This window comes from Subtercola boreus (assembly GCF_003399635.1).
Lineage (GTDB): Bacteria > Actinomycetota > Actinomycetes > Actinomycetales > Microbacteriaceae > Subtercola > Subtercola boreus_B.
Map to the genome: position 1 here is coordinate 1 of NZ_NBXB01000027.1, position 24,757 is coordinate 24,757.

A 24,757-nucleotide genomic window follows, 5' to 3' on the forward strand; every position below is an offset into this window, starting at 1 on the left:
CGAGCTCCTCCGCAGAGGGCTCCGGCTTGTTTCTCTTCACAACATCCAGTGTCGTCATCACGGCACCTTCCCCGCCAGGCACACGCCCGACGCGTTAGGCCAGAAACACCGAATTCAGCACAGTCCCCTAGCTGAAGATGCGTCGTGCCGCGGAGGTCGAGGGGACCGGCGTATTCGCATCCAATGCGAAGATGACACCCTCAACTGGGTAGTGGAGGTATCGGATTGTCGGCTATGACGGCGTTTTCGGTGGTGTGGGTTCTGGGCCTTCGGGGCGTGCGTGTGCGTAGTGCGGGTTTTTGTCGATGACGTAGCTGGACCAGGGGATGGTTGCTGCGGTGGCGTGTTTGGCCATGATTTGTTTGCTGTAGCCGAGCATTCGTGACAGGGATGAGGGGTCGATCTCTTCGACGAGTCCACGGATGGTGGTGTTGCGCACTCCTTGGATGTTGATCCCGACACGGTCGCGTAGCTGGATGACGAGGGTGTTGGGGGAGCGGGGTTTACCTGCTCGCACGCCGGGGAAGAGCCAGTGTGTGCCGGTGTTGATGGTGCCTTGTTGCTCACGTGTCTGAAGGTGCGCGAGGAAGAGAGGAATCAGTTCGTCGGGAACGGGCGCTGGGTTGCGGCCAAATTTGATGGTGATGCCGATGTTTGGTTTCACGTCGACTTGGTCGATCGTTGTCATGCTGAGCCGGCCGATCGGGATGCCATAGAGCAGGAACAGCAGTCCGGCGAGCCGGATCGAGGTGCTGACGTTGACGGCTTCGAGCAGGGTTTTGATGTGGCCCCGGCGTTGTTGTTGGGTGAGCATGGGCGTGGTCTTGGCGAGGCGGACGGGCACGTCGAGGCTGGGTAGGGTTTTCTCTCGGCCGAGGTAGCGGACGAAGTTGCGGATGTGTCTTCTGGTCGAGGTGCCTTCGGTGAGGTACTGATCGATGTGGATCTGGGACATTGTCACGCTGGTCTTGCCGTGCTCGTCGAGGAGCCAGCGGAGAAACTTGCCCGCTTCGGTGATCTCTTGTTTCGCGCACCGTGTCGCGTAGTTCATGTTCTTCGTCTCGGACGACTCTGTCGTGAGCCGACGGAGGTGATGCCATTTGGCGAAGCGCTCGATCGGGGAGTGGATGGCGGGGGTTGGGCGGAGTTCGTCGAGTCGGTCGTTGAGCCATTGCTCGAAGACCGCGATCTGCCGATCGTGTTGCGCGGGGAGCATGTGGTTGTGGGTCAGGATCGATCGGAGGTGCTCGACCGCGGCGGTTTGCGGGAGGGCATCGAATGCTTCGTGGGACAGCGTGAGCTCACGGTCTCCGAGTCGTTTCAGCAGCTCGGTGGACGCGCCGCCGTTGGTACGCAGCCAGGTGTAAATACTCTCGGGCCGTTTGACGGTTGTCAGGACTGTGATCAAACGTTTCAGGCGAAGATCGGGTGGGTCGTGGGGTTTAAGGAGCGCGGTGAGTTCGCCGTCGAGGACACAGACGATGCACTGGCCGCCTCGGAACCGTTCGCGTTCGAGGCCGCAAAGATCGCAGGTCAGATTCGTCGTGATCTCGGCGCATTCAGCACAGATGTCATCGCCGGTTTCCAGGCGCCCGGGGAGCATCCGGCTTGTGTCACAGAGCGGGCAGGTACCGAACGTGTGGACCGCATTCGTGAAGCAGATGCCACAGATTTTCCCGTCTGGCCAGCGGACCCGAATCTTTCCCGTGACCCGGCCGCAACGATCGCAGGTGTACCCGGTCGTGGTCGTTCGGGGCCGGCCTCTCGGTTTGAACTCAGTCATCGTCTGGTCGATGGATCCGGGCCCGAACGGGGCGATACGCCGCCAGCAGGGGAACGTTCGTATCGCCGGCGACCCGGCTCCGCTTGGCCTTCACCTCGGTGCTGGTGTACGTGACCAGCTCGTTCATCTCGACACCGAAAACGTCACACAACGCGGCTAGGACCTGGAACGCGATGCGGTCCGGGTCGTGGGCCACGATCCGGTTGATCTGTGACTCGGACAAGGTGATGCCACGCTCTCGGAGGGGCTCGACAAGGTCTCGGCTGGTGCGGATTCCAACGCGAGCCATCAGCTCGCGAACGTGGAACGTGTACTCGATGTGATGTTTCATCGTGGTGCCCTTCCTGTGTTCCTCGCTGGTTTGAGCAGGAGTCTGCCTTTGCTTGTGAGGAGATCTTTCGTCAGAACCCGTTCCATCTCTTTCGCGGCGAAATCGGCCGAGGGGAGCGTATAGATGGTTGTGGTGGAGGTGTTCGCGTGTCCCAGCTGCATGGAGATGAATTTCTCGTCGTAGCCGTAAACGGTGATCATGTGTGTTGCGTAGGACCGGCGCAACCCGTGGATATCGACGCCCGGGCCAAGACCCAGTGCTCTCACGAACCCGTTGAACCGCGAACCGAGGTCGTTCTCGGCGACCACGCCGCCGGTCGATGTCGGGAACAGGTGTCTGATCGGTTCACCGAACCGGGGGAGCCCGTTTTCTACCCAAACGGCGACAGCCTCCGCGGCCCAGTCGACCAGGGTCTGAACTGTGCGCTGCTTCTTCGGAGCGCCCTTGTTCGCCTTCCCGTTGCGGACCCGCAAAAGACCGTAATCACCGAAATACGGAGCCTTAGCGCTGGCAGAGAAATCGACCAGGTCCAGCCGGCGCAGCTCATCGTGACGGAGCCCCCAGCCGTAGCAGACCTTCAACGCTGTGACATCTCGCCAAGCGGCAAGCCCGCCCTTCACCTTCGACCGGATAATTCGCTGAACCTCGTCATCGGCGAAGTCGAAGAACTGCTGCAGCTCGGCCAAATCGAAGACCCGCTTCTCGGGCCCCATACTCGCTTCCTGGGTATGACGAGCCTTGTTCAGATCGGTGATGACCTGCGACATCGACGTACCGAACAGCCGTCCGCACGCCTCGTTCCACGGATAACTCTCACTCGTCGCATACGCACAGAACAACGAGACATCGCTTTGGTACGCCCGGATACTCTCCTGAACAAGACCCCTCACATTCACTAAGTGTGAGAAATACTCGTCAGCATCGGAGGGCATCCATTCCCACGGAAACTTACCCGTGAAATCACAGAACAAGAGAACCCGGTTCACCCGACGGCTAACCGTTTTCTCAACGAAGTTCTTCGCGAACTGCTGACGCTTCCAGCCCGTCAAAACCTCGCCTAAGAAAGCGTCCTTCTCGGGCTCCCGATCAGGCAGCGGCAGGAACGATAACCCACCCAATTTGTCGACCAATCCGCCTCCAACGCCGTCCGCAGTTCTTGCAGACTATCTGCGCTATATGCAGATGGCAATATGGAAGTCCTGATCAGACCAACATCACACAGGCAGCGCCGCAGCCGTCCGTCGCAGCGTCGCTAACGTCACACCACTACGAGTGGTAGGAATGAAAGTGCAGGTCAGCAAGGTTATCGACGGGCTCAAGGAACGGGTACAGGTTTACCGGCTATCTGCACGATATGCGTATGACTACGATACTACTTGACATAATGCACATTATCAGCGCACTGAAACAAGGCGCAAGACGGTTGTTTGCGTGCCCTGGCCGTATCAACTAGCTTGAGGGCTACCGGAAGTAAAACCGAGGGCGATCGCCCACGCTCGTACGCCGCTCAGTGAGCCGCCACTTCTCCCCATGTGGAGGAATGCGCCATGAGCAACCAGAATGAGTCACCGATCACGACCACAGGGCCTGAGGTTTCGTCAGGTCGACGTCGGCCGCAGACGTTGAAAGCTGCCGCTGTCGCTCTCGCCGGACTTTCCGCTGTGTTCCTCTTCGAGATGCTCGACAACTCGATCCTCAACGTCGCGTTACCCACCATCGGGCGGGAACTGAACGCGTCACTCACTTCGCTGCAGTGGGTCACGGGCGCCTATGCGGTCGTCTTCGGCGGGCTCATGCTTCTGTTCAGCGCAATCGCGGACCGGTTCGGCCGCCGCCGCGTGATGCTGGTGGGTCTGGCGCTCCTGGCCCTCGCGAGCCTGTGTACAGCCTTCGTCACGACGCCCGAACAGCTGATCGCCGTGCGGGCTGCCATGGGCATCGCAGCTGCGATGACCACCCCCGGTTCCATGGCGCTCGCGTTCCGACTCTTCGACGTCGAGAACCTGCGCATCCGGGCACTCACCCTCATCTCCACCGTCGGTCTGGTGGGTCTGGCGGTGGGCCCGACCGTCGGCGGCTTCGTCCTCGCGGTCGCACCGTGGCAGGTGTTACTGCTGACCAACGTGCCGATCGCCGCGCTGGCGTTCATCGGGATCAGGCTGGGCGTCGGAAAGGATGTTCCGGCCGAACTCCACCGCGATCCTCTCGACGTCGCCGGAGCACTCCTCGGCACCGCTACGATCGTGCTGGCCCTCGTGACTCCCACTCTCTTCGTGGACGAAGGCACTGGATCCTGGACTCCGTGGGCGGCAACGTCCGGTGCCGTGATCTCGGGTATCCTCTTCGTCGTCCGCGAGCGGACGGCCACCTCTCCCCTCCTCGACCTGAAACTCGTCGCTCTACCGCTCGTGTCCAGCGGACTGGCCTACAAGGCCGCTTCGGGTCTGGCGGTCGCCGGCCTCGGCTACATGGTGACCCTCCAGCTGCAGTTCGCCTGGGGGTGGCCACCGGCACTCGCCGCAGTCGGACTGCTCCCCCAGGTCGTCGTGCTGCTCGGTAGCGGAAGCCTCGTCGGGCCGTTCGTCCGAAAGGTCGGTATGGATCGGGCAGCGTGGATCAGTGCCGCCTCGGTCGTGCTCGGCCTCGGCGTCTTCTCCGCCGGCAGCCGCTTTGGCTACGGGTGGATCGCGCTCGCCCTCGTGCTCGTTGCCGCAGGGATGCGCGTGGTCGGTGTCGTCGCCGGCACCAACGTCATGACAGGCCTGCCGAAAGACCGCACCACAATCGGTGCTGCACTCGTCGACACGTCCAGCGAAGTCGCGACCGGGATCGGCATCGCCGTGACAGGGACCATCCTCGCCGCGCTCTTCACCGGGAGCATCTCGTCTGGCCACTGGACCGCACAACAAGCGGATGCGTTCCAGAACGGAGTCACCATCGCCGGCCTCGCGCTCACCGCCATGGCAGCCGCACTGGTGTGGTTCGGTATCGCTCGGAGCCGTTCGAACCGCAACAGGCTGTGAGCGTGTTCGACGACGACCTGGTTGCCGGCGCTCGGGTCACTCGTGTAGGCCTTGAGTTTCGTCACCGCGTTCCGGAGGTCGGCGTCGGCGGCTTTCGCCGCGGCGACGACTGCCGGGTTCGTCGCCTGGTTCAGACCGGGTCGCGCGGTGCCGTCGTCGACGATGGTGGCGCAGGAATCCGCCAGTTGCACGAGAGCGAACTGGATCTGGTTCAGCACCGTTTCGAACCCGCTCTGATCGAGGCTCGAGATGACCGGCCCGACCGTGTTGCACGACGCGGTGGCGGCGAGTTGGTCGGGTGTGAGTGCTGCTGGCCCGGGCCCTGGCATGTCTCCCCCTTCCCCCGTCGGGACGTTCTGCCGCCCCGCCGCCTCCCGGCCTCTGGTCGCTCGGCGACCGGAATCACCGCGCACCGTTCGATGGTGAGCCCCATCAGGGCGTGCGACGGAAGTTAGAACAGCCAAGCAGCGGTGGACGCCGGCGGCCCCCTCTGCGACTCGGGGTCCAGGGCAGGTCAGCCCGAGACATCCTTGCGGCTGAACCACCAGGCCGCCCAGGTGCCGAGCACCACCGCCCACACCAGGCCCGAGAGCACCGAGTCGGCTACGGGGGCGAGATCTGTGGGCGCCGTCAGGAACTGGCTGAACGCGGTCGAATAGTGCGTCGGCAGGATGATCCGCAGATCCCCGAGCGTCGGAATGGAGTCGAGCAGCCTCGACAGGATCGACACCAGCACGACTCCCCCGGCAGCGGCCAGCGGGCTGTTCGACACCACCGTGAGGAGGGTGCCGAGGCCCGCAGCCCAGAGCAGTCCGGCGGCGCCCGTCGCGGTGGCGAGACCGAGGCGCCCGATCGAGTCGCCGAGCGCGAGTCGGGGACCGCCCGGCACCTGGATGCCGCCCGGCCCGTACGAGACGAGGCCGACGACAAGCGCGACCACGGTCAGCGCGATGAGACCCGCGAGGAGGAGCGCCGACGCAACCCCCACCTTCACGGCGAGCAGCCGCAGCCGCGGAACCGGGATGGTGAGCAGGTATTTCAGGGTCGAACGGGAGGCCTCCCCCGCGATCATGTCGCCGTAGAGCAGGGCAGCGATCAGGGTGATGAGAAAACCCTGGGTCAACTGCAGCACGAAGGCCGTGAAGGTGCCGCCGCTCGCCTGGGCGAGCGCGACGAGGGTGGTGGCCGAAGAGCTGCTGCCGCTGGTGGATGTCGGCGCTCCCCCGATGAGCAACGCGAGTCTCACGATCACCGGTATCAGCACGAGGATGAGCAGCACGATGCGCACCCGCCACTGGCTGAGCTGGCGGGCAAGCTCGACCCGGAACGGCATGGTGCCCGGGCGGCCGGGCAGCTGGGCTGCGCTCATGCCGACGGCTCCGTCGCACCGATGAGCGAGAGGAACGCCTCTTCGAGGTGACGACCGCGCTGCAGGTCGGTGACGCCGACACCGGCGCCGACGAGCGCGGCGACGACTTCCTCGACGGGGTGCGGGCCGGGCACGACGCGGATGGCGGCTGGCGGATGGATCTCCGCACGATCCACGCCGAGAGTACGCAGTGCGGCGAGGGCGGCATCCACAGCGGTGACGCCGATGACGAGCTCGCTCGCGTCGCCGGCGATGTCGCCCACGGGCCCGGTCGCGACGACCTGCCCGTGCGACATCACGACCACGTGGGAGCAGGTGAGTTCGACCTCACCGAGCAGGTGCGAGGACACGATCACCGTTCGGCCGCCTTCCGCGTAGCGCCGCAGAACTCCGCGGAGGGCGGTGATCTGCGGCGGATCCAGCCCATTGGTCGGCTCGTCGAGAATGAGGAGGTCGGGCATCCCGAGCATGGCCTGCGCGATCGCGAGGCGCTGGCGCATGCCCTGGCTGTAGCCGCGCACCGGCTTGGCGAGTGCTCCCCCGAGGTCGGCTACCGCGAGGGCTTCGTCGAACTGTGCCTCGGCCCGTGGCCTGCCGGTTGCGGCCCAGTACAGTTCGAGGTTGCGGCGACCCGACAGGTGAGGCAGGAATCCGGGGCCCTCGATGAAACAGCCGACTCGCGCGAGTACGGGGGAACCGGGGCCGATCTCCGCCCCGAACGACGTGGCGGTGCCGGCATCGGGGCGGATGAGGCCGGCGACCATGCGGAGGGTCGTCGTCTTGCCGGCGCCGTTCTCGCCGAGGAGTCCGAGCACCTGGCCGCGCTCGACGGTGAACGACACGTCGTCGACGGCGAGGAAGCCGGAACGGAAACGCTTGGTCAGGCCGTGGATGCTGAGCGGAGGCCGCTCGACGGGGCCCGACTCTGCTGCGGGCAACCTGGCACCCGCGCCTCTGCGGCTCCGAACGAGTGCCCCGATGACCAGCGCGAGTGCCACCAGGAGGGTCGCGGCGATCCCAACCAGCACGCCGGTCGTGGGCTGGCCCTCGCTCTGGTCGACGGCTGCTGCCGTGACGGTCGGTAGGCTGATCGGCCCGTCGAGCGACACCACGTAGGCGGCCGGGCTCGCCTGGCCCTGGAACTGCGAGTCGGTGCTGCGGAGGGTGAGCGTGAGCTGGTCGCCCGGCGTGAAGCTCCACGTGGTGGCCGGCAGGGTCACCGTCACGTCGGCACCGCCCTCCGGGAGCGCCACCCGGATCGGCGCAACACCACCGGGGAGCACGCGCACCGCGTCCCCGGTGCCCACGGAGAGCTGGGCGAACAGCAGTGCCTCGCCGGAGCCCGACACCGTCTCGCCCGTCGAGGGCGCGCCAGGTGCCGACGCGACGCGCACCCGCACGCTGGCGGCCCCGGCCAGCACCAACGGGTCGGGGAGCGGCGCGGAGACGAACTGCGCCTGCTCCGCCAGGGAGTTGGCGGCGCCGAGCAGGCCGATGGCCGTGCGGCCCGCCACGCTGCTGGTGTCAAGACCAGGGAGTCCTGTCACGGAGGCCGGCTGGCCCCCCGGCGGGTTCACGATGGTCTTCTGCGCGCCATCCAGGGCAACCTGCTGCGCTTCACCCGATCCGTCCAGCCCGGGGTAGGCAGACGCGGTGACGGTGGTGCCGAACACGGTCGCATTCGGCGGAACGGCGTAGCTGAACGTCGGGGCGACGGGCTCAGCGGTTTTCAGATGGTCGGTGAGCCACGACTGGATGACCGTGTCGGTGCCGCCGATGCCACCGCCGTCGTGGCCACCGTTGAACCACTGCACCTGGGCCGGCGCGCCGGCCGCCGCCAGCTGTCGGGCGTTCGCATCGGACTGGTCGAGCCCGAAGAGGTTGTCCTCGAGGCCCTGCAGCAGGAGCGTCGGCGCGTGCATCCCCGACAGCACTGTCGCCGGCGAGGACCGCTCCAGCAACGCCAGCTCGGCGGCACTCGGCTGCCCGCCGGTGACGAGGTTCTGGTACAGCGTGCAGAACGCGGGTGTGAACCGCCCGCACGGGTCGGTGGGCGTGATGCCCGCCCCGAAGAGCCGCGAGGCCCAGCCCGATTTGAAGACCCGGAGAGCGGATCCGTCGCCTCGTCCCGCCGACAGCGGAACGAGTGCTTCGGCGAGGTCGTTCCAGGTGATGGCGGCGACGACGGTGTCGATCCGCGGGTCAGTCGCCCCGAGCATGAGCGCCAGCGCTCCCCCGTAGGAGCCGCCGACGGCTCCGACCACAGGATCGTCGCCCACCTTCTCGACCGCCGGTTCACCGGCCAGCACGTCGACGAGGGCGCGGGCATCCGGGACCTCACCGTCGAGCGAGTCCAGCCCGATCGACCCGCCCGACTGGCCGAAACCGCGGGCGGTGTAGGCGAGAACGACAAAGCCCGCGTCCTGCAGTTGCTTCGCCTCGGGCGCGAGGTCGGTCTTGGTCTGCCCGAATCCGTGCGCGAGCAGCACCGCCGGTGCGGGTGTCACGGCGGGCGTGTACAGGTCGGCGTCGATCTGGATGATCGTGCTGCTGCCCGGCGCGTCGTGCACGGGCACGAGGAACGAGTGCACCGACGGGCTGGCCGCGGTGGTGGCAGCGGTGGTGGTGGCTGTTGATGCGGCAGCGGCTGTTGATGCGGCTGCGGCCGCGGTGGTGGCAGAGACGGCACCCGACAGCAGGGGGGCCAGAACTAGCGCGGCGACGACCACGAGGGCCGAGTGCGCCAGGCGGCGACCCGCGTGAGCATCCGGCAGCCGATCCCTACGCATCATCCGTGACCTCATCCGTCCTGCTCTCATGCTAACTCTGTGCGTCTGACGGAGGCTGACAGCAGCTGACAGCCGCGCGGCAAAGGCCGGGCCGCACACTCGTTCCAGACGCGCACGACGATCGACCTGACCGTCGAGGAGGGCCGGGTTCTCGGAGTGCTCGCCCGAACGGCCGGCAAGACGACGGCGGTGCGCATCCTGGCGACGCTGCTGAAGCCGGACGGCGGCACCGCCACCGTCTCCGGCCTCGACGTCGTGCACCAGGCCACCGCCGTGCGACGGAAGATCGGCCGAGGATGAGGAGCCGCGGGAGGGCCGACAGGAGATCCTGCGACAGCGCCGCCGCCGTGTCGATGACGTGCTCGCAGTTGTCGAGCACCAGCAGCACGTCCCGCCCGGCCAGGGACTCCAGGATGCGCGTGCGGCTCGATTCGCCAGTGGTCTCGGCCGTGCGGAGCTCCCTGCCGGTGGCCGTCAGAACGGCAGCGGTCACCTCGCTCGGGCCGACCGGGGCGAGTTCGACGAGCAGGGCGTTCTCGCGGTGGAAGGCGGTCTCGAGAGCGAGTCGGGTCTTGCCGGCGCCTCCGGTGCCGATGATGGTCACCAGGCGATTGCCTGCAGCTGTTCGGCGATCATGGCACGTTCGCGCTCGCGCCCGACGAGGCTCGTGAGTTGGGCGGGCAGAGCGGTGTCCCGGCGCTCCGGGTTGTGCGCGTCGGCGCTCCGCCGGGTTCCACGAGCTCGACGGCCACTGCAGGGCCGCCTTCGAGTTCTCGGGAGCGTCGAGCCCCCACACGTCTTCGGCAATCGCCCGGTAGCTGACAGGCACCCCGGCATCCACGGCCAGCCGGAAGAGCACCGCGAGTTGCTTGGTTCCGGACACGGTGACGGCCCGACCCTCGTGGTCGACCCGCAGGCCACCCAGCAGCGCGATTCTCACCTGGCAACTCTCATGCGGGTGTGCGGTGGTGACGTTCAGCCTGAGGTTCACCGTTGCGGCCGAAGAGCCGATAGGTGATGATTTCTCAATGACCTCCGTGATCAAACACTCGCTCCGCGCCACGGCCGGTGCCTTCGGGAGTTACCACCCGGCCGGGTGGCACCCGAAGCTGAGCCTCACCCTGCTCGGGCCGGCCTCCCCCGGCTCCGAACTCGTGTGGACCGTCGCCCGGCCAGACGGTTCGCCCTGGTTCGAGCACCGCATGCCCGCTCCGGTCCTGGATGATCGCGAGCACGTCGCCGTCGACCTGGAGCGCTGGCAGGAGGGCGGCGACCTCGATGAAGCGGGCACGGTGGAGTTCACACTGCGGCTCGTCTCGGTGCTCGACGGAGCGGGCGAACTGATGCACGACGAGCTGCTGCACGACGGGCGGATGACCGTGCTGCAGCTGCCCGGGGAGCACCGCTATGCGGTCGACAACGCTCGGGAGCCGGGTCACGGGCTCGTCGCCCTCGACACGGCTGACGAACCCGACGCGCCACGGCTCGGTGTACGGATGTTCGTGACCGGCGACGTCGACGTGTGGCGGCTCGAGGCGCACTGCGTGCTCGACGGGGTGCGCCTGGCCACAGGATCGGTCGAGACGGCCGACACCGTCACGGCGAACGATGGCCAGACCGTGGGCCAGACGATCGCGATCACCTTCGACGGCATCCGGGGCTGGAACAACCTCGCGGCGTCAGGCTGGGGCGGCGACTGGTACCTGCTCGACCAGCACGACGGCCGGTACCAGGTGAAGCTCGTGTCGGGCTCCGCCGTGGCCGGCGAGATCGGCTTCGATGTGACGAAATGCCGGATCGTCGCCCCGGGCCAGGTGGAACCCGACGTCGGATTCGGCGTGGCGATCGTCGTCGGAGAGGGGGGTGGTGACTGTTACGGCGACGCCCAGACCGCCGCTGCCTCAGCAAGCATCGACGACGCCTATGCGTGCCGTCTCGAGCCGGAGCGCTGTGCTGCAGGAGCCGGAGCCGGAGCCACGCAGGGTGCCAGTGCGCGGGGCGCGATTGTGCTGGACGACGAGACGGAGGCGCTGCTCGGGGCCTACGTCGACCGTGCCGACCGACTGCTGCAGACCTGGGAGTCGGAGCTCGCCGCTCCCCCGCCCTACGACTTCGGCCAGATGCTCGCGGCCGAGGCGGTCGGGCGCGAGCGGGCAGGCTATGACGAGCTGGCGGCGGCGGTCTCCGGGGTCGACGATTCGCACCAGGTGCTGCTGGCCGGTGAAGCGATCGGGCTGGGCGACCTCCGTGCGCGTGTCGCCGCCCTCTTCCCCGCGGCCGAGGCGCGCATCACGTCGTCCGCGGAGGCGGAGGCCGACGGGCTCGCCCCCTTCCGGGCGCTCCTCGCCGGCGGCAAGCTCGCCGTCTTCGACGACCATCCCGCAGACTCCTTCGTCTACACCACGACGGATCGCCACATCATCGAGACGCCTGAAGAACTCGCCGCGGCCGAGTACTGGTTCTTCGAGGGCCCGCTCGACGTTCCGAGCAGCGCCCGAGTGGAGGGCATCGAGATCACCGGCAGCGTCCAGGGCTGGCGGGTGCTCGGCTGGCACTTCGACACGGCGGGCGCCGTGCTCGACGAGTTCGAGACGCAGGGGCTGGGGCCGGCCGCTCCGAAGTCGGCCTTCCGGCCGCCTGCCTGACGGCTCGTGGCGCTGAAGGGTCAGAGGGCGCGAGCGGTGTTGTTCCTCGGCGTGTGAGTCAGCTCGATGAGTCCCAGCTTCTCGAGCAGCGGCGGCAGGTACATCCCGAACCGCCCCCGGTAGCCCTTGCGGAGGCCGTACCAGCCGCTCACCGGGTTGCTGTCCGACCGACCCCACGCCTCGATGCTGCCCTCGGCGGCGTCCTTCGATTCGTCGGCCGCGCCGAGCGGCACCCAGTCGCCCTGCTCCAACAGCCACGCGTGAAGGTCCGTGATGGCCCGCGCGCGGTACTTCAGCTGGGTGGAGCCGACCTGGCAGATGAGCTCATCGCCCTCGATGTGCATCGTGTAGGTGGAGGAGCCGGGCGCCGTCGTCAGCTGCCACGGTTCGCCGGATGTGCCTTCGGTCATCGTTGAACCCTTCCCCTGCTGACTCTAGTCACACCCCCGGCACGCGTGCCGCCGTCGTCCCCCGGCACCATTCCCCATCCGCCCCTGCCCCGTGCACAATTCAGGATATGAGCGGGGCCATCGACCATCCGGGCTCGGCCCCGCTCATCTCCTGAATTGTGCACGGAGGCGGCGCGCTTTCCTGGCGAAAAGGCGGCCGGGCGACGCAGCCAGAACCGGCGGTCGGCGCCCGGCTCTACGATGGGAGGGCCCCAGATTCTCTTGACCCAAAGGACGTTCCCTGTGATCCGCACCCACGAAGCCGGTACTCTGCGCGCCGAACACGCCGGCCAGACTGTAGCCCTCGCCGGCTGGGTGGCCAGGCGCCGGGATCACGGCGGCGTCGCCTTCCTCGACCTGCGTGACGCGTCGGGCATCGTGCAGGTCGTCGTGCGCGACGAGGTGTTGGAGGCATCGGGCGCGCACGACCTCCGCGACGAGTACTGCATCCGTATCGACGGCGAGGTGCAGGTCCGCCCCGCGGGCAACACGAACCCGGAGCTGCCGACGGGTGAGGTCGAAGTCTCCGTGGCCGGCATCGAGATCCTCAACACCTCGGCGCCGCTGCCCTTTCCGATCGACGACCGTGTGAGCGTCGGTGAGGAGACCCGTCTCAAGTACCGGTACCTCGACCTCCGCCGCCCCGCGCCGGCGGCGGCACTGCGCCTCCGTTCCGACGTCAACCGCGTTGCCCGCACGGTGCTCGGCGACCGCGGCTTCGTCGAGATCGAGACGCCGACGCTCACCCGCTCGACTCCGGAGGGCGCCCGTGACTTCCTGGTGCCAGCCAGGCTTCGGCCGGGTAGCTGGTACGCCCTGCCGCAGAGCCCCCAGCTGTTCAAACAGCTGCTGATGGTGGCCGGTATGGAGAAGTACTTCCAGATCGCGCGCTGCTACCGCGACGAGGACTTCCGGGCCGACCGGCAGCCGGAGTTCACCCAGCTCGACCTCGAGATGAGCTTCGTCGACCAGGACGACGTGATCGAACTGGCCGAGGAGCTCGCACACCGCGTCTGGGCCCTCGTCGGCCACGAGACATCCGGACCCTTCCTTCGCATCACCTACCGCGAGGCGATGGACCGCTACGGATCCGACAAGCCCGACCTGCGCTTCGACACGCCGCTCACCGAGCTCACCGACTATTTCGAAGGCACGGCGTTCCGCGTGTTCCAGGCACCCTACGTGGGCGCCGTCGTCATGCCGGGTGGTGCCGCCCAGTCGCGCCGCACGCTCGACGACTGGCAGGAATTCGCCAAGCAGCGGGGCCACAAGGGACTCGCCTATGTGCTGGTCGGCGAAGACGGCGAGCTCGGCGGCCCGGTCGTCAAGAACCTGTCGGAGGCAGAGCGTTCGGGCCTGGCGGCCACGGTCGGCGCACAGCCCGGCGACTGCATCTTCTTCGCCGCCGGCACGCGGAAGGCCGGCCAGAGCCTGCTCGGCGCGACCCGACTCGAGGTCGGCCACCGCGCCGGGCTCATCGACGAGTCGGCCTGGTCGTTTCTCTGGGTGGTGGATGCTCCGCTCTTCGAGCCCGCGGGTGACGCCGTCGCGGCGGGAGACGTCGCGGTCGGTGCTGGCGCGTGGACTGCCGTGCACCACGCTTTCACGTCACCGAAGCCGGAGTCGATCGACACCTTCGACACCGATCCGGGCGAGGCGCTCGCCTACGCCTACGACCTGGTCTGCAACGGCAACGAGATCGGCGGCGGCTCGATCCGCATCCACCGCCGCGACATCCAGGAGCGAGTCTTCGCGGTGATGGGCCTGAGCGAAGAGGACGCGGAGGCGAAGTTCGGCTTCCTGCTCGACGCGTTCGAGTTCGGGGCACCGCCGCACGGAGGAATGGCGTTCGGCTGGGACCGCATCTGCGCCCTGCTGTCGGGCGCGTCGTCGATCCGTGAGGTGATCGCGTTCCCGAAGTCGGGTGGTGGCGTCGATCCACTGACTGAGGCGCCCGCTCCGATCACGCTGCAGCAGCGCCGTGAGGCTGGGGTGGATTCACCTGCTTCGGCAGCCGCGGTGTGATCGACGGGCCGCCGCGGCGTTCGGGTTCCGGAGCCCGCTCGCCGTCGGCGGCGGAGCGCGGCACCTCGAGCAGCTGCTGCAGGTAGCGCCCGTAGCCGCTCTTCATCAGCGGGGCGGCAAGGGTGAGCAGCTGCCGGTCGTCGATCCAGCCTGAACGCCAGGCCACCTCTTCGATGCAGCCGATCTTCTGGCCCTGGCGCGCCTCGATGACCCGCACGAACTCGGTGGCCTGGATCATCGAATCGAACGTGCCCGTGTCGAGCCAGGCCGTTCCCCGGTCGAGCGTCTGCACCCGCAATCCGCCTGCCGCGAGGTACCGGTCGTTCACGGCGGTGATCTCGAGCTCGCCGCGGGCACTCGGAGCGATTGTGCGGGCTACCTCGACGACCGAATTGTCGTAGAAGTACAGGCCCGGCACGGCGAAGGCGGACTTCGGATGCTCGGGCTTCTCCTCGATCGACACCGCGACGCCGTTCTCGTCGAACTCGACGACACCGTACGCTCGCGGGTTCGACACCGGATAGGCGAAGATGAGGGCGCCGTCGACGTTCTGGTGCTCGCGGAGGGCCTGGCCGAGCCCGACGCCGTGGAAGATATTGTCGCCGAGCACGAGTGCCACGCATTCATCGCCGATGAACTCCTCGCCTATGAGGAATGCCTGCGCGAGGCCGTCGGGGGATTCCTGCACCGCGTATTCGAGGCGGATTCCGAGTTCGGAGCCGTCGCCGAGCAGCGACCGGAACTGGTCGGAGTACTCCGGCGTCGTGATGATCAGGATCTCCCGGATGCCGGCGAGCATCAGTGTCGACAGGGGGTAGTAGATCATCGGTTTGTCGTAGATCGGCATGAGCTGCTTGCTGATGCCGCGGGTGATGGGCCAGAGCCGGGTACCGGATCCGCCCGCCAGGATGATGCCTCTCACTGCTGCTCCGCCGCCTTGATATCGGGCACGGGCCAGGCCTCGGGCAGCCCGGAGAGCACGTCGAGTGCCTGGCGGAGCCGCGTGCTCGAGGTGTGCATCGTGTAGGGGAAGTACACGACTTCGACTCCGACCAAGGCGAATTCCCTTTCGAGACGCCTGCCCTTCTCGGTGCCGCGCCAGTCGTCCCCCTTGAAGAAGATGTCGAACCCGACATCCCGCCAGGTGTCGAGCTTGTCGCTCCGCACTTCGGCACGCGCCTCGTCGACGTAGTCGATGTGGTTCACGATCTCGAGGCGCTCCGCCAGCGGAACAACCGGCCTGATGCCCTTGTTGAGCTCGAGCATCTCGTCGGAGACGACGCCGGCGATCAGGTAGTCGCAACGGTCCTTGGCGTGCTTGAGGAGGTTCAGGTGGCCCACGTGGAAGAGGTCGTAGGCGCCGGCTGCATAGCCGATTCGTCGGGTCATTGAGTGACTACTTCGGGTTAGTCGACAACGCGCGCAGAGGGCGAAGCTCGAGGCGATTCCGGCGTGTCGCCCTAGGAAAGCTACACACCGCAACTGATCCTCTCGAGCCTAGGCCCACGAAAGGGGGCGTGCGAAGCCCCCGTTCGTGGGCATTGTCAGAAGCGGCCCACCCTTTTGGTTCCCGCAGACGTGCCGATGGCAGAGGCGACATCCGCCGGCAGGGCGACGGCCCCGGCACCGGCTGCGGCGATGTCGGTCGACATCTGCGACAACGATTTGCTCGACGTCGTCTCCGTGTTCCTGAAGGCCGAACTCTTCGCCAGCATGCTCGCCGCCGTGTCGAAGCGCTTGATCGTCGAATTGTCACTCCCACCCCACGCCAGCAGCGTCGATTGCGTCATCGTCGTGCGGTGGTTGAAGAGGTTGCCCGCCACCGTGATCGCCATCGAGTCCGCGGGGATGTGGCTGACCCCGTCGAGCGCCCAGATCTGGAAGAACCCGCCGGCCCCGAAGACATTGTTCGCCATGGTGATGTTCTTCGTGATCCACGGCACTGTCGGGTCGGGGATCGCCTGGCGGGGGTCGTGCCCGGCGAACGACGCGGTGGCCTGTCGCCGCTGGTCCTGGTAAATCCGGATGCCGAATTTCGAATTGTTGCCGATGGTGTTGTTGTAGATCTTCACGTTGCTTGCATCGAAGAGCTGCATGCCGAACTGCTGGTTGGACACGTCGTTGTTCGCGATGATCGCGTTGCTCGAGATCTCCATCTGGATGCCCGTGTACTGATTGCCGGACGAGACATTGTTCGTCACCGTGGCGTTGTAACAGGATTCGTCGAGCCAGATCCCGGAGCCGAAATTGTTGCTGGTGTTGTTGCCGGTGATCGTGATGCCCCGGGTGCGGGTGATCTTGATGCCGCCGGAGACGGGGGCCGGTTTGAACTGCTCGGAGTTGTTGCCCGTGACCGACGAGTTCTTGATGACCAGAGAGTACGAGGCGTTCGCCCCGATACCGAGCAGGCCGCTCCGGGTGACGGTGACGTGATCGAGCACGACGTTGTTGTTCTCGACGTTGATGCCGATCATCGCGCTGTCCTGGACGATCAGCTGGCGCGCGGAGATGTTGATGTTGGCCAGCCGGAGCGCGCTCCGGTTGGCGTAGTCGGTGGCGTACCGGCGAACACCGAAGCCCTGCAGCACGCTCCCGGGCGCCATGACATAGATCGCCTGCCCGAGGGTGCTCCCGGCCACCTTGTGGCCGGAGGGGCTGCTGCCGATGGTCAGTTGTTTGGCGGATCTGTCGACAGAGAAGGTACCGGCTGTGACCTGGGCCGCCGAGCCGACCTGCTTCATCGCGACACCGTCGTAGAAGACCTGGTCGGGGCGGGCCGCCATCGGGTGGGCGGGATCCACGAACCCGGGGTTGTCGGCCACGCCGTTCATGACATTCGTGGGGGCGAAGGTCCAGTTCGACACCGTCCAGGTCTTGCCCGAGACAGCGAATCCGGACAGCGCCGACGACCCGTCGAACCACACGACGTCTTTCAGGTAGGGCTGGATGGTGAGGGGTTTGTTCGTCGGGATGACCACCGCCTCGTGGTAGACCCCGGCTCGGAGCACGATCGTCCCCCCGCTCTTCGCCCGGCTGATGGCCGCCGCCACGGTCTTCAGCGGCGACGAACTTGTTCCGGAATTCGAATCCTGGCCGGATGACACCGAGACGAACAACGCCCCCGAGGGCACGGCGTAGCTCAGGGAGCCGAGGGGCGCGGCACCCGCTGCGGACGTCGCCGCCTGCGCAGCGACGGGGGAACCGGCCAGCAGCCCCACGGTCACCAGGACTGCGGAGAAGAGGGAGAGAACACGCGGCCGGAGGCCGGGATGCGGGGCGACGAGACGGCGGGGCTGAGGCATGTGGCACTCCCGGGAGGTTCGAGTGTCGGCAAAGGGGGAGCTCGGCTGAGCCAGAACCCTATCACCCGTTCGGGGTACACCTGCTTTGGGGGCGGCCCGGTTGTACTAATATCGCCGCTCCCGGTTTAGGGTGATCGCATGCCGTTGCGTCTCGAGAGTGCCCTGCGCGCTGAAGGTGCAGCCGGGCATCCGGTGCCCACAGTCGCCGCTCGGCGCGACCCCCGGCGCTGGGTGAGGTGGCTAGCGATCGGTGCTCTGGTGCTGATCGGGGCCCGCATCTCCCTGCCGCAGGGCATCGAGGTCGGCCACGTCGCTGCGCTCGTACTCCTGCCGGTCTGGCTGCCGGTGGTGCGCCGCTACCGGTGGGGATGGGCGCTGTTCGGCACCGGTGTGCTGGCCGCTCTGTCCGGAATCTGGCTGACCTTCTTCAACGCCGGCGACCACAGCACAGACGGATCGCTGTTGACCAGCACGACCGTGCTGCTGGTCGGGGCCCTGCTCGCGATCGGCGTGGTGCTCTGGGCCAGGCGCGTGCTCCCCGAGTCGAGCGTCACACTCTGGTTCGGCGTCGGGCTTCTGCTGGCCGTCAACCCGGGCAGCCCGCTGTACCCCTCGAATCCCTGGAAGTTCGGATTCGCCGTACCGGTGGCGATCATCGCCCTGTCGCTGGCCCACAAGTCGGGGCGGCGTTGGCTGCAGCTCCTCGTTCTCGGAGCCCTGACAGTGGCCTCGGGACTGAACGATTCACGGTCGGCCTTCGCGATCCTGCTGCTTGCCGCGATCATCGTCGCCTTCCAGGTCATTCCGAAGGGGAAGAACAGGTCGCTCTCGGCGGCGCGGATGGTGCTCGGGCTCGGCGGACTCACGGCGGTGATCTACAACCTCGGGCAGGCGCTGATACTCGACGGCTACCTGGGCGCCTCCACCCAGGCGCGAACACTGCAGCAGGTCGAGACGTCGGGATCGCTGATCCTCGGCGGTCGCCCGGAGCTGGCAGCCACCTGGGCGCTGTTCCGGCACCAGTGGTGGGGGTTCGGTTCGGGCACCGTGCCGAGTGTCACCGACATCACCGCGGCCAAGACCGGCATGGCCGCCATCAACTACGCGCCAGACAACGGCTATGTCGAGGTGTACCTCTTCGGTGGGCACTACGAACTGCACTCGATCGCGGGTGACTTCTTCGCGCACTTCGGCCTGCCCGGGCTGCTGTTCCTCGTGGTGGTCGTGATCGCCGCCGTGTGGGGCATCGCCATCAGGATCGCCGACCGCACCGCCACGGGTGTGATCGTGTTCGCGACGGCCACGAGCCTGTGGGGTGTCGGATTCAGCCCGTTCTACAGCGCTGAGCCTCTGTTCGTGCTGATGCTCGGGATGCTCGCCATCCCCCTCGCGGCCCGCCCCACCGAGAACGCCCCGCACAGTGCCCTACGCCGAGCCCCGCTCAGTGCGCGGCTCGGTGCCCCGCCCCGGGCACCGGTGCCGGTCGTCACCCCCGATCCCCTTCCCCCGAGAGGCCCCCGTGCCCGCTGACTCATCCCCCACCCGCGGCACGCCGGCCTCTTCGACGCCGACGAGACAGAAGCCGAGCCGCTCGCTGGTCATCGGAATCGTCATGGCGATCGTCGTGGCCGTCGTGATCGTCATCGCCGTGGTGGTGGCGAGCCTCGGTTCGGCCGCGTCGTCGTCGGGCAGCGCGCCCGATGCGAACTCCCAGGGCGTGGATGCGGGCGGCACGCCGCTTCCTGTTGACGGCGCAGGTGCTCCTTCGGTGGCGGGACCCACCACCGACCCTCGAGATCCGGCGCAACCGGTCGAACAGGCCCCTGTTCCCCTCGACTCCCCCGCCGCGGTCGCCGACGGGCTCTCGGTGAGCATCTCGGAGATCACCTCCGTCGACGGCGTGGCGAGCGGTGTGGGCGAGATCGGCGGACCGTCGCTGAAGTTCACGGTGACGGCAACGAACTCGGGCACGGCCGCCGTATCGCTCCAGACCGCCGTCGTCGACCTGTCGTACGGCGCGAGCCAGACACCGTCGAACGAACTGGTGAGTGCGAGCATCCCGCTCCCCGCCGAGGTCGGCGCGGGCCAGGCGGTCACCGGCAGCTATGTCTTCGTCGTACCCGCTGAGGAGCGCGACGCAGTGCGAATCACCCTCGACTACCGGGCAGGAAGCCCCGTCGCGGTGTTCGAGGGCGCTGCCCCGAGATAGTCCCGTTCTGGGGGGAGATTAAAGGTTCCTGCCTGCCCTACATTCGAATCATCCGCGAAACCGAATTTTCGCGCACTATCGAATGAGGCACTCCTATGCCATTGGCGCCCCTGCGCCGGTCGATGGTCGTCCTAGCGACCGTCGTTGCCGTTGCACTGACCTCTCTGACCGCTGTGCAGTCCGCGCAGGCGGACACTGCCCCCACCGACCCGACCGCGGCGACCTCGCCGCCGACGGTGTCGGCGGACGCGCTCCCCACCCCCCAGATCAACGGGGTGGTGTGGTCGCAGACCATCATCGGCAACACCGTCTTCGTGGGGGGCAACTTCACCACGGCGCAGCCGGCCGGGGCTGCAGCGGGGGTGAACACCGTCTCCCGCACGTACCTGCTGTCGTACAACCTCACGACCGGCGTGCTGAACACCGGGTTCGCGCCTGTGCTGAACGGGCAGGTCAAGGCTGTCACGGGCTCCCCTGACGGCACTCGCCTGTACGTCGGAGGTGCCTTCACCACCGTCAACGGCGTGAACCGCTATCGCGTGACGGCCCTGGATCCGTCGACCGGTGCTGTGGTCACGTCCTGGGCGCCCGGCACGAACTCCACCGTCAGCGCGATCGTGGCCACGCCGACCGCGGTGTACCTCGGTGGCACGTTCTCGAGCATCGGCAAGGATGTGCGCAACAAGGTCGGTGCCGTGACGGCCTCGAACGGCACCAACCTGGCGTGGGACCCGAACGCCGCCGGCGGCGATGTCACCGCCCTCACCATCTCCCCCGACCGCACGAAGGTCGTCGTGGGCGGCAGCTTCACCTCCCTCGGCGGATACACCAACCCCGGTTACGGTCTCGCCTCGACAGACGCTGTCACGGGACAGATCATCGGCGCGTTCGCGGTGAACAACCTGATCCGGAACGGCGGCACGCAGGCATCCATCACCAGCCTCACCTCCGACAGCGACAGCTTCTACGGTTCGGGCTACGTGTTCGGCCAGGGCGGCAACCTCGAGGGATCGTTCCGGGCCGACTGGGCCACGGGCAACATCGTCTGGGTCGAGGACTGCCATGGTGACACCTATTCGGCAGCCTCCACCGGCACGGCTCTCTACATCGCCGGTCACCCGCACTACTGCGGAAACATCGCCGGCTTCCAGCAGACGCCGCAGCCGTGGGTCTTCCACCGTGCGCTCGCGTTCAGCAAGTCGGCCACGCAGACGATCACGAACGATCCGCTCGGCTACTACAACTTCGCCGGCAACCCGGCACCGACCCTGCTGAACTGGTACCCCGACTTCAACACCGGTACCTTCACCGGCCAGAGCCAGGGCCCGTGGAGCGTCGCGACGAACAGTCAGTACGTGGTCTACGGCGGCGAGTTCACTCAGGTGAACGGCAAGCGCCAGCAGGGCCTCACCCGGTTCGCGGTGCGTTCCATCGCTCCGAACACCCAGGGACCGCTCAACTCTGGTTCCGCGTTCAAGCCCTCCGTCATCTCGCTCGCCGCCGGCACTGCCCGCGTGAGCTTCACGGCGAACTCCGACCGCGACAACGAGAACCTGACCTACGCGGTCTACCGCAACGGCAACCTCAACACGCCGGTGTACACCACGGCCGCAGCTTCCTCTGTCTGGAAGACGCCGAACCTCGGCTTCACCGACACCGGGCTGACACCGGGCGCCTCCTACAGCTACCGCGTGAGGGCGACGGATCCGCTCGGCAACACGGTGATCGGCGACAGCGTGAGCGTCACCGTGACGGCCGCGAGCCCGAGCCCCTACACTTCGGCGGTGCAGAACGACACCCCGGCGAGCTTCTGGAGGCTCGGCGAGGCCAGCGGCACCAGCGTCTACGACTGGGCGGGATTCGGCGACCAGGTGGCAGGCGCGGGTGTGACCCGCGGGGCAGCCGGCGCGATCGGAGGCGACTCGAACACGGCGTCGACCTTCTCGGGAGACGGCACCGGCTTCTCGTCGACCCAGACCCCGGTCGCCGGCCCGCAGACGTTCTCTCTCGAGACGTGGTTCAAGACGACCACGACCGCGGGTGGCAAGATCGTCGGCTTCGGCAACTCGAGCACGGGAACGTCGTCGAGTTACGACCGCCACATCTACATGACCACGGACGGCAAGATCAACTTCGGTGTCTACAACGGCAACTCTCAGGTGCTGCAGTCGGCCGCTGCGCTGAACGACGGCCAGTGGCACCAGGTGGTGGGCACCCTCAGCTCCACCGGCATGCAGCTGTTCGTCGACGGCGTGCGCGTCGGAACACGCAGCGACACCACGTCGGCGCAGCCCTACGATGGCTTCTGGCGGATCGGCGGCGACTCCTCCTGGAGCGGCTCGAACTTCTTCGCCGGCGACATCGACGATGTGGCTGTCTACAACCAGGTGCTGAACAAGCAGCAGGTCGACGCGCACTTCGTGGCCTCCGGTCGCACCTCGCGACTGCCTCAGCCGCCGGCCGACAACTACGGCAACCGCGTCTACAACGACGCGCCGAGTGTGTACTGGCGTCTGAACGACGCGAGTGGCGCGGTCGCGGCCGATTCGAGCCAGGGCCTCGATCCCGGCGTGATCTCGGGCGGCGTGACGACCGGTGCGGCGGGAGCCCTCGCAGGCAACCCCGACAAGGCGTTCTCGTTCGATGGCCAGAGCGGAGTCGTGGCCACCTCGGCACAGATCGCGAACCCGCAGACCTACTCGATCGAGGCGTGGTTCAACACCACCACGACCGTCGGCGGCAAGATCATCGGCTTCGGCAGCAACCAGTCGGGAACGTCGAGCAGCTACGACAGGCACATCTACCTGCAGGACAACGGGCAACTGGTCTTCGGCACCTACACGGGCCAACTGAACACGATCACGACGCCGGGCTCCTACAACGACGGCATCTGGCACCAGGTGACGGCATCCCAGTCGTCCGACGGCCTGAAGCTCTACGTCGACGGGCAGTTGATCGGCACGAACCCGCAGACGCAGGCGCAGGCCTACGACGGATACTGGCGGATCGGCGGTGACAACACCTGGGGTTCCTCGAGCCCGTTCCTGAACGGCCGGATCGACGAGGCCGCGGTGTACGACAATGCGCTCAGCGCGGCGACGGTCGCCCAGCACTACTCCCTCGGCACCACCGGCGCCGTGAACCAGGCTCCGACGGCATCGTTCAGCCAGGCGACGGCAGACCTTGCCGCCACCTTCGACGGGACCGGATCCGCCGACCCCGACGGAACAGTCGCCTCCTACGCCTGGGACTTCGGCGACGGCCAGACCGCAACCGGGGCGACCACATCGCACACCTACGCTGCGGCGGGCACCTACACGGTGTCGCTCACGGTCACCGACAACAAGGGTGCGACCGGTGTCTTCACCAACGCCGTGACGGTGACAGCCCCACGGGTGAACGTGGCCCCGACGGCCTCGTTCACCAGCTCGGTCACGAACCTCGCCCTGACGGTGGACGGAACGGGATCGGCTGACTCCGACGGAACACTCACCTCGTACGCCTGGGCGTTCGGTGACGGATCCACGGCCACGGGTTCGAACCCGCCCGTGCACACCTACGCCGCCGCCGGTACGTACACGGTGAAGCTCACGGTGACCGACAACGACGCCGCGACCGGGGTCTCGCAGACCACGGTGACCGCTGTCGCGGCCCCGCCGCCGAACGTTCCGCCGACCGCCTCGTTCGCCGCGACGCCGACGAACCTGAGTGTGGCCTTCGACGCCTCCGGCTCGGCCGACAGCGACGGCACCATCGCGTCGTACGCGTGGACCTTCGGAGACGGCCAGACCGCAACCGGGCAGACTCCGACGCACGTGTACGCCTCGGCGGGCACGTACTCGGTGAAACTCACGGTCACCGACAACAAGGGCGCGACGGGCGTCACCACCGGTTCCGTGATGGTCACGGCTCCGTCGCCCGCCAATGTTCCGCCGGTCGCCGCGATCGACTCCACGGTCTCGAATCTCACCGCGAACTTCAGCGGTGCGGCATCCACCGACTCCGACGGCACCATCGCGTCCTACGCGTGGACCTTCGGCGATGGCCAGACCGGCACGGGCAAGACGGTGTCGCACGGCTACGGCGCGGCGGGCACCTACACAGCGACGCTGGTCGTCACCGACAACTCCGGTGCCACGGCCACGGCCACGCAGTCCGTCACGGTCACGAACCCGCCGGCCATGCCGTTCGCGCTCGACTCCTTCACCCGCACCGTGGCGAACGGGTTCGGCACGGCCGACGTCGGAGGCGCCTGGACCAAGTTCGGTACAGCATCCGACCTCGCCGTGAACAACGGCAGCGCGGTGTTCCGGCTCGGAGCGGCCGGCTCGCAGACGGGTGCCTACCTGAACAGCGTCTCGCAGGCCGACACCGACTTGCGGGTGCAGTTCAGTCTCGACAAGATCGGCACCGGCGGCGGGACCTACCTGTACGCCGTCGGTCGCAAGACCGCGACGAACAACGAGTACCGCGCGGCGATCCGCCTGAAGAACAATGGCACGGCTGCCGTCTCGCTGACAGCACTCCAGGGTTCCGCGACGGCGACCACGCTGGCGAGCGAGGTGGTCGTGCCCGGCAGCATCGTGGCCGGCACCAAGCTGAGCCTCCGCCTGCAGGTGACCGGCACGAGCCCCACCACCATCAAGGCGAGAGTCTGGCCGGCCGGCACGACCGAACCGACGGCATGGACCGTGCAGGCGACCGACGGCTATGCCGGGCTCCAGGGTCCGGGTGCCATCGGCCTGCTGAGCTACGTCTCCGGCACCGCGACCAATGCTCCGCAACAGGTCACCGTGCAGGAGCTGAGTGCCTTCAAACCGTGAGGCGCGCCA

At 67.2% G+C, this 24,757-nt stretch carries 17 protein-coding genes; 7 read left to right on the top strand and 10 right to left on the bottom strand.

What is annotated here, in order from left to right:
• Positions 1-232: 232 nt before the first annotated feature.
• From B7R22_RS07865 to B7R22_RS07875, 3 genes are all read right to left on the bottom strand, one after another.
• Positions 233-1,603 (bottom strand): hypothetical protein, encoded by a 1,371-nt coding sequence (locus B7R22_RS07865; protein ID WP_116411229.1) that lies wholly within the window; start codon positions 1,601-1,603, stop codon positions 233-235.
• A 172-nt stretch (positions 1,604-1,775) separates the two neighbouring features.
• Positions 1,776-2,114, bottom strand: a complete 339-nt coding sequence (locus B7R22_RS07870) for a helix-turn-helix domain-containing protein (protein WP_116411230.1) — start codon at positions 2,112-2,114, stop codon at positions 1,776-1,778.
• Positions 2,111-3,244 (bottom strand): tyrosine-type recombinase/integrase, encoded by a 1,134-nt coding sequence (locus B7R22_RS07875; RefSeq protein WP_116411231.1) that lies wholly within the window; start codon positions 3,242-3,244, stop codon positions 2,111-2,113. Before B7R22_RS07875 ends, B7R22_RS07870 begins: the two co-directional genes overlap by 4 nt.
• 417 nt (positions 3,245-3,661) lie before the next feature.
• Here B7R22_RS07875 and B7R22_RS07880 point away from each other — a divergent pair, with 417 nt between their 5' ends.
• On the top strand, positions 3,662-5,137 hold the full coding sequence (locus B7R22_RS07880; RefSeq protein WP_116411232.1) for an MFS transporter: 1,476 nt from the start codon (positions 3,662-3,664) through the stop codon (positions 5,135-5,137).
• 51 nt (positions 5,138-5,188) lie between these two features.
• Positions 5,189-5,374 carry a hypothetical protein gene (locus tag B7R22_RS07885; protein WP_116411233.1) on the top strand — a complete coding sequence of 62 codons (186 nt, stop codon included), beginning with the start codon at positions 5,189-5,191 and terminating at the stop codon, positions 5,372-5,374.
• A gap of 277 nt (positions 5,375-5,651) precedes the next feature.
• Here the strand turns inward: B7R22_RS07885 and B7R22_RS07890 are convergent, their stop codons facing one another.
• Genes B7R22_RS07890 through B7R22_RS20220 form a run of 3 tightly spaced genes read right to left on the bottom strand, consistent with a single transcriptional unit; the run spans position 5,652 to position 10,235 of the window.
• Entirely contained in the window at positions 5,652-6,506 is an 855-nt protein-coding gene (locus tag B7R22_RS07890; RefSeq protein WP_116411234.1) for an ABC transporter permease subunit, read from the bottom strand.
• Positions 6,503-9,298 (bottom strand): alpha/beta fold hydrolase, encoded by a 2,796-nt coding sequence (locus tag B7R22_RS07895; RefSeq protein WP_216363426.1) that lies wholly within the window; start codon positions 9,296-9,298, stop codon positions 6,503-6,505. Before B7R22_RS07895 ends, B7R22_RS07890 begins: the two co-directional genes overlap by 4 nt.
• 28 nt (positions 9,299-9,326) lie before the next feature.
• Entirely contained in the window at positions 9,327-10,235 is a 909-nt protein-coding gene (locus B7R22_RS20220) for an AAA family ATPase (RefSeq protein ID WP_172582267.1), read from the bottom strand.
• An 88-nt stretch (positions 10,236-10,323) separates the two neighbouring features.
• Between B7R22_RS20220 and B7R22_RS07910 the strand changes: the two genes are divergently transcribed.
• Entirely contained in the window at positions 10,324-11,940 is a 1,617-nt protein-coding gene (locus B7R22_RS07910; protein WP_116411236.1) for a hypothetical protein, read from the top strand.
• A gap of 20 nt (positions 11,941-11,960) precedes the next feature.
• Here the strand turns inward: B7R22_RS07910 and B7R22_RS07915 are convergent, their stop codons facing one another.
• Entirely contained in the window at positions 11,961-12,350 is a 390-nt protein-coding gene (locus B7R22_RS07915; RefSeq protein ID WP_116411237.1) for a DUF6855 family protein, read from the bottom strand.
• Between the two features lie 282 nt (positions 12,351-12,632).
• On the opposite strand from B7R22_RS07915, the gene aspS reads away from it, so the two are divergent.
• Positions 12,633-14,414, top strand: coding sequence for an aspartate--tRNA ligase (aspS, locus tag B7R22_RS07920; protein WP_116411238.1), 1,782 nt, complete (start codon positions 12,633-12,635; stop codon positions 14,412-14,414).
• Here the strand turns inward: aspS and rfbA are convergent.
• The 3 genes from rfbA to B7R22_RS07935 form a co-directional block, all read right to left on the bottom strand.
• Entirely contained in the window at positions 14,353-15,336 is a 984-nt protein-coding gene (rfbA, locus tag B7R22_RS07925; RefSeq protein WP_116411239.1) for a glucose-1-phosphate thymidylyltransferase RfbA, read from the bottom strand. The two genes, aspS and rfbA, sit on opposite strands and share 62 nt — an antisense overlap.
• Entirely contained in the window at positions 15,333-15,803 is a 471-nt protein-coding gene (locus tag B7R22_RS07930; RefSeq protein WP_116411240.1) for an adenylyltransferase/cytidyltransferase family protein, read from the bottom strand. Before B7R22_RS07930 ends, rfbA begins: the two co-directional genes overlap by 4 nt.
• A 155-nt stretch (positions 15,804-15,958) precedes the next feature.
• Positions 15,959-17,716, bottom strand: a complete 1,758-nt coding sequence (locus tag B7R22_RS07935) for a right-handed parallel beta-helix repeat-containing protein (protein ID WP_116411241.1) — start codon at positions 17,714-17,716, stop codon at positions 15,959-15,961.
• 138 nt (positions 17,717-17,854) lie between these two features.
• Between B7R22_RS07935 and B7R22_RS07940 the strand changes: the two genes are divergently transcribed.
• The 3 genes from B7R22_RS07940 to B7R22_RS07950 all read left to right on the top strand — a co-directional run bounded on the left by B7R22_RS07940 (position 17,855) and on the right by B7R22_RS07950 (position 24,748).
• Positions 17,855-19,246: a hypothetical protein gene (locus B7R22_RS07940; protein ID WP_116411242.1), complete on the top strand. Its 1,392-nt coding sequence runs from the start codon at positions 17,855-17,857 to the stop codon at positions 19,244-19,246.
• The gene (locus tag B7R22_RS07945) at positions 19,236-19,925 is read left to right on the top strand and encodes a hypothetical protein (protein WP_116411243.1); all 690 of its coding nucleotides are present in this window, start codon (positions 19,236-19,238) and stop codon (positions 19,923-19,925) included. Before B7R22_RS07940 ends, B7R22_RS07945 begins: the two co-directional genes overlap by 11 nt.
• 95 nt (positions 19,926-20,020) lie before the next feature.
• Complete coding sequence (locus B7R22_RS07950; RefSeq protein ID WP_147305338.1) at positions 20,021-24,748, top strand: LamG domain-containing protein; 4,728 nt, start codon at positions 20,021-20,023, stop codon at positions 24,746-24,748.
• Positions 24,749-24,757 lie beyond the last annotated feature (9 nt).

Bases quoted from the DNA above. Each gene is read 5' to 3' on its own strand.
- B7R22_RS07865 (WP_116411229.1), bottom strand. From the start codon at position 1,603: ATGCTCCCCGGGCGCCTGGAAACCGGCGATGACATCTGTGCTGAATGC.
- B7R22_RS07870 (WP_116411230.1), bottom strand. From the start codon at position 2,114: ATGAAACATCACATCGAGTACACGTTCCACGTTCGCGAGCTGATGGCT.
- B7R22_RS07880 (WP_116411232.1), top strand. From the start codon at position 3,662: ATGAGCAACCAGAATGAGTCACCGATCACGACCACAGGGCCTGAGGTT.
- B7R22_RS07890 (WP_116411234.1), bottom strand. From the start codon at position 6,506: ATGAGCGCAGCCCAGCTGCCCGGCCGCCCGGGCACCATGCCGTTCCGG.
- B7R22_RS07895 (WP_216363426.1), bottom strand. From the start codon at position 9,298: ATGATGCGTAGGGATCGGCTGCCGGATGCTCACGCGGGTCGCCGCCTG.
- B7R22_RS07910 (WP_116411236.1), top strand. From the start codon at position 10,324: ATGACCTCCGTGATCAAACACTCGCTCCGCGCCACGGCCGGTGCCTTC.
- B7R22_RS07915 (WP_116411237.1), bottom strand. From the start codon at position 12,350: ATGACCGAAGGCACATCCGGCGAACCGTGGCAGCTGACGACGGCGCCC.
- B7R22_RS07930 (WP_116411240.1), bottom strand. From the start codon at position 15,803: ATGACCCGACGAATCGGCTATGCAGCCGGCGCCTACGACCTCTTCCAC.
- B7R22_RS07935 (WP_116411241.1), bottom strand. From the start codon at position 17,716: ATGCCTCAGCCCCGCCGTCTCGTCGCCCCGCATCCCGGCCTCCGGCCG.
- B7R22_RS07940 (WP_116411242.1), top strand. From the start codon at position 17,855: ATGCCGTTGCGTCTCGAGAGTGCCCTGCGCGCTGAAGGTGCAGCCGGG.
- B7R22_RS07950 (WP_147305338.1), top strand. From the start codon at position 20,021: ATGCCATTGGCGCCCCTGCGCCGGTCGATGGTCGTCCTAGCGACCGTC.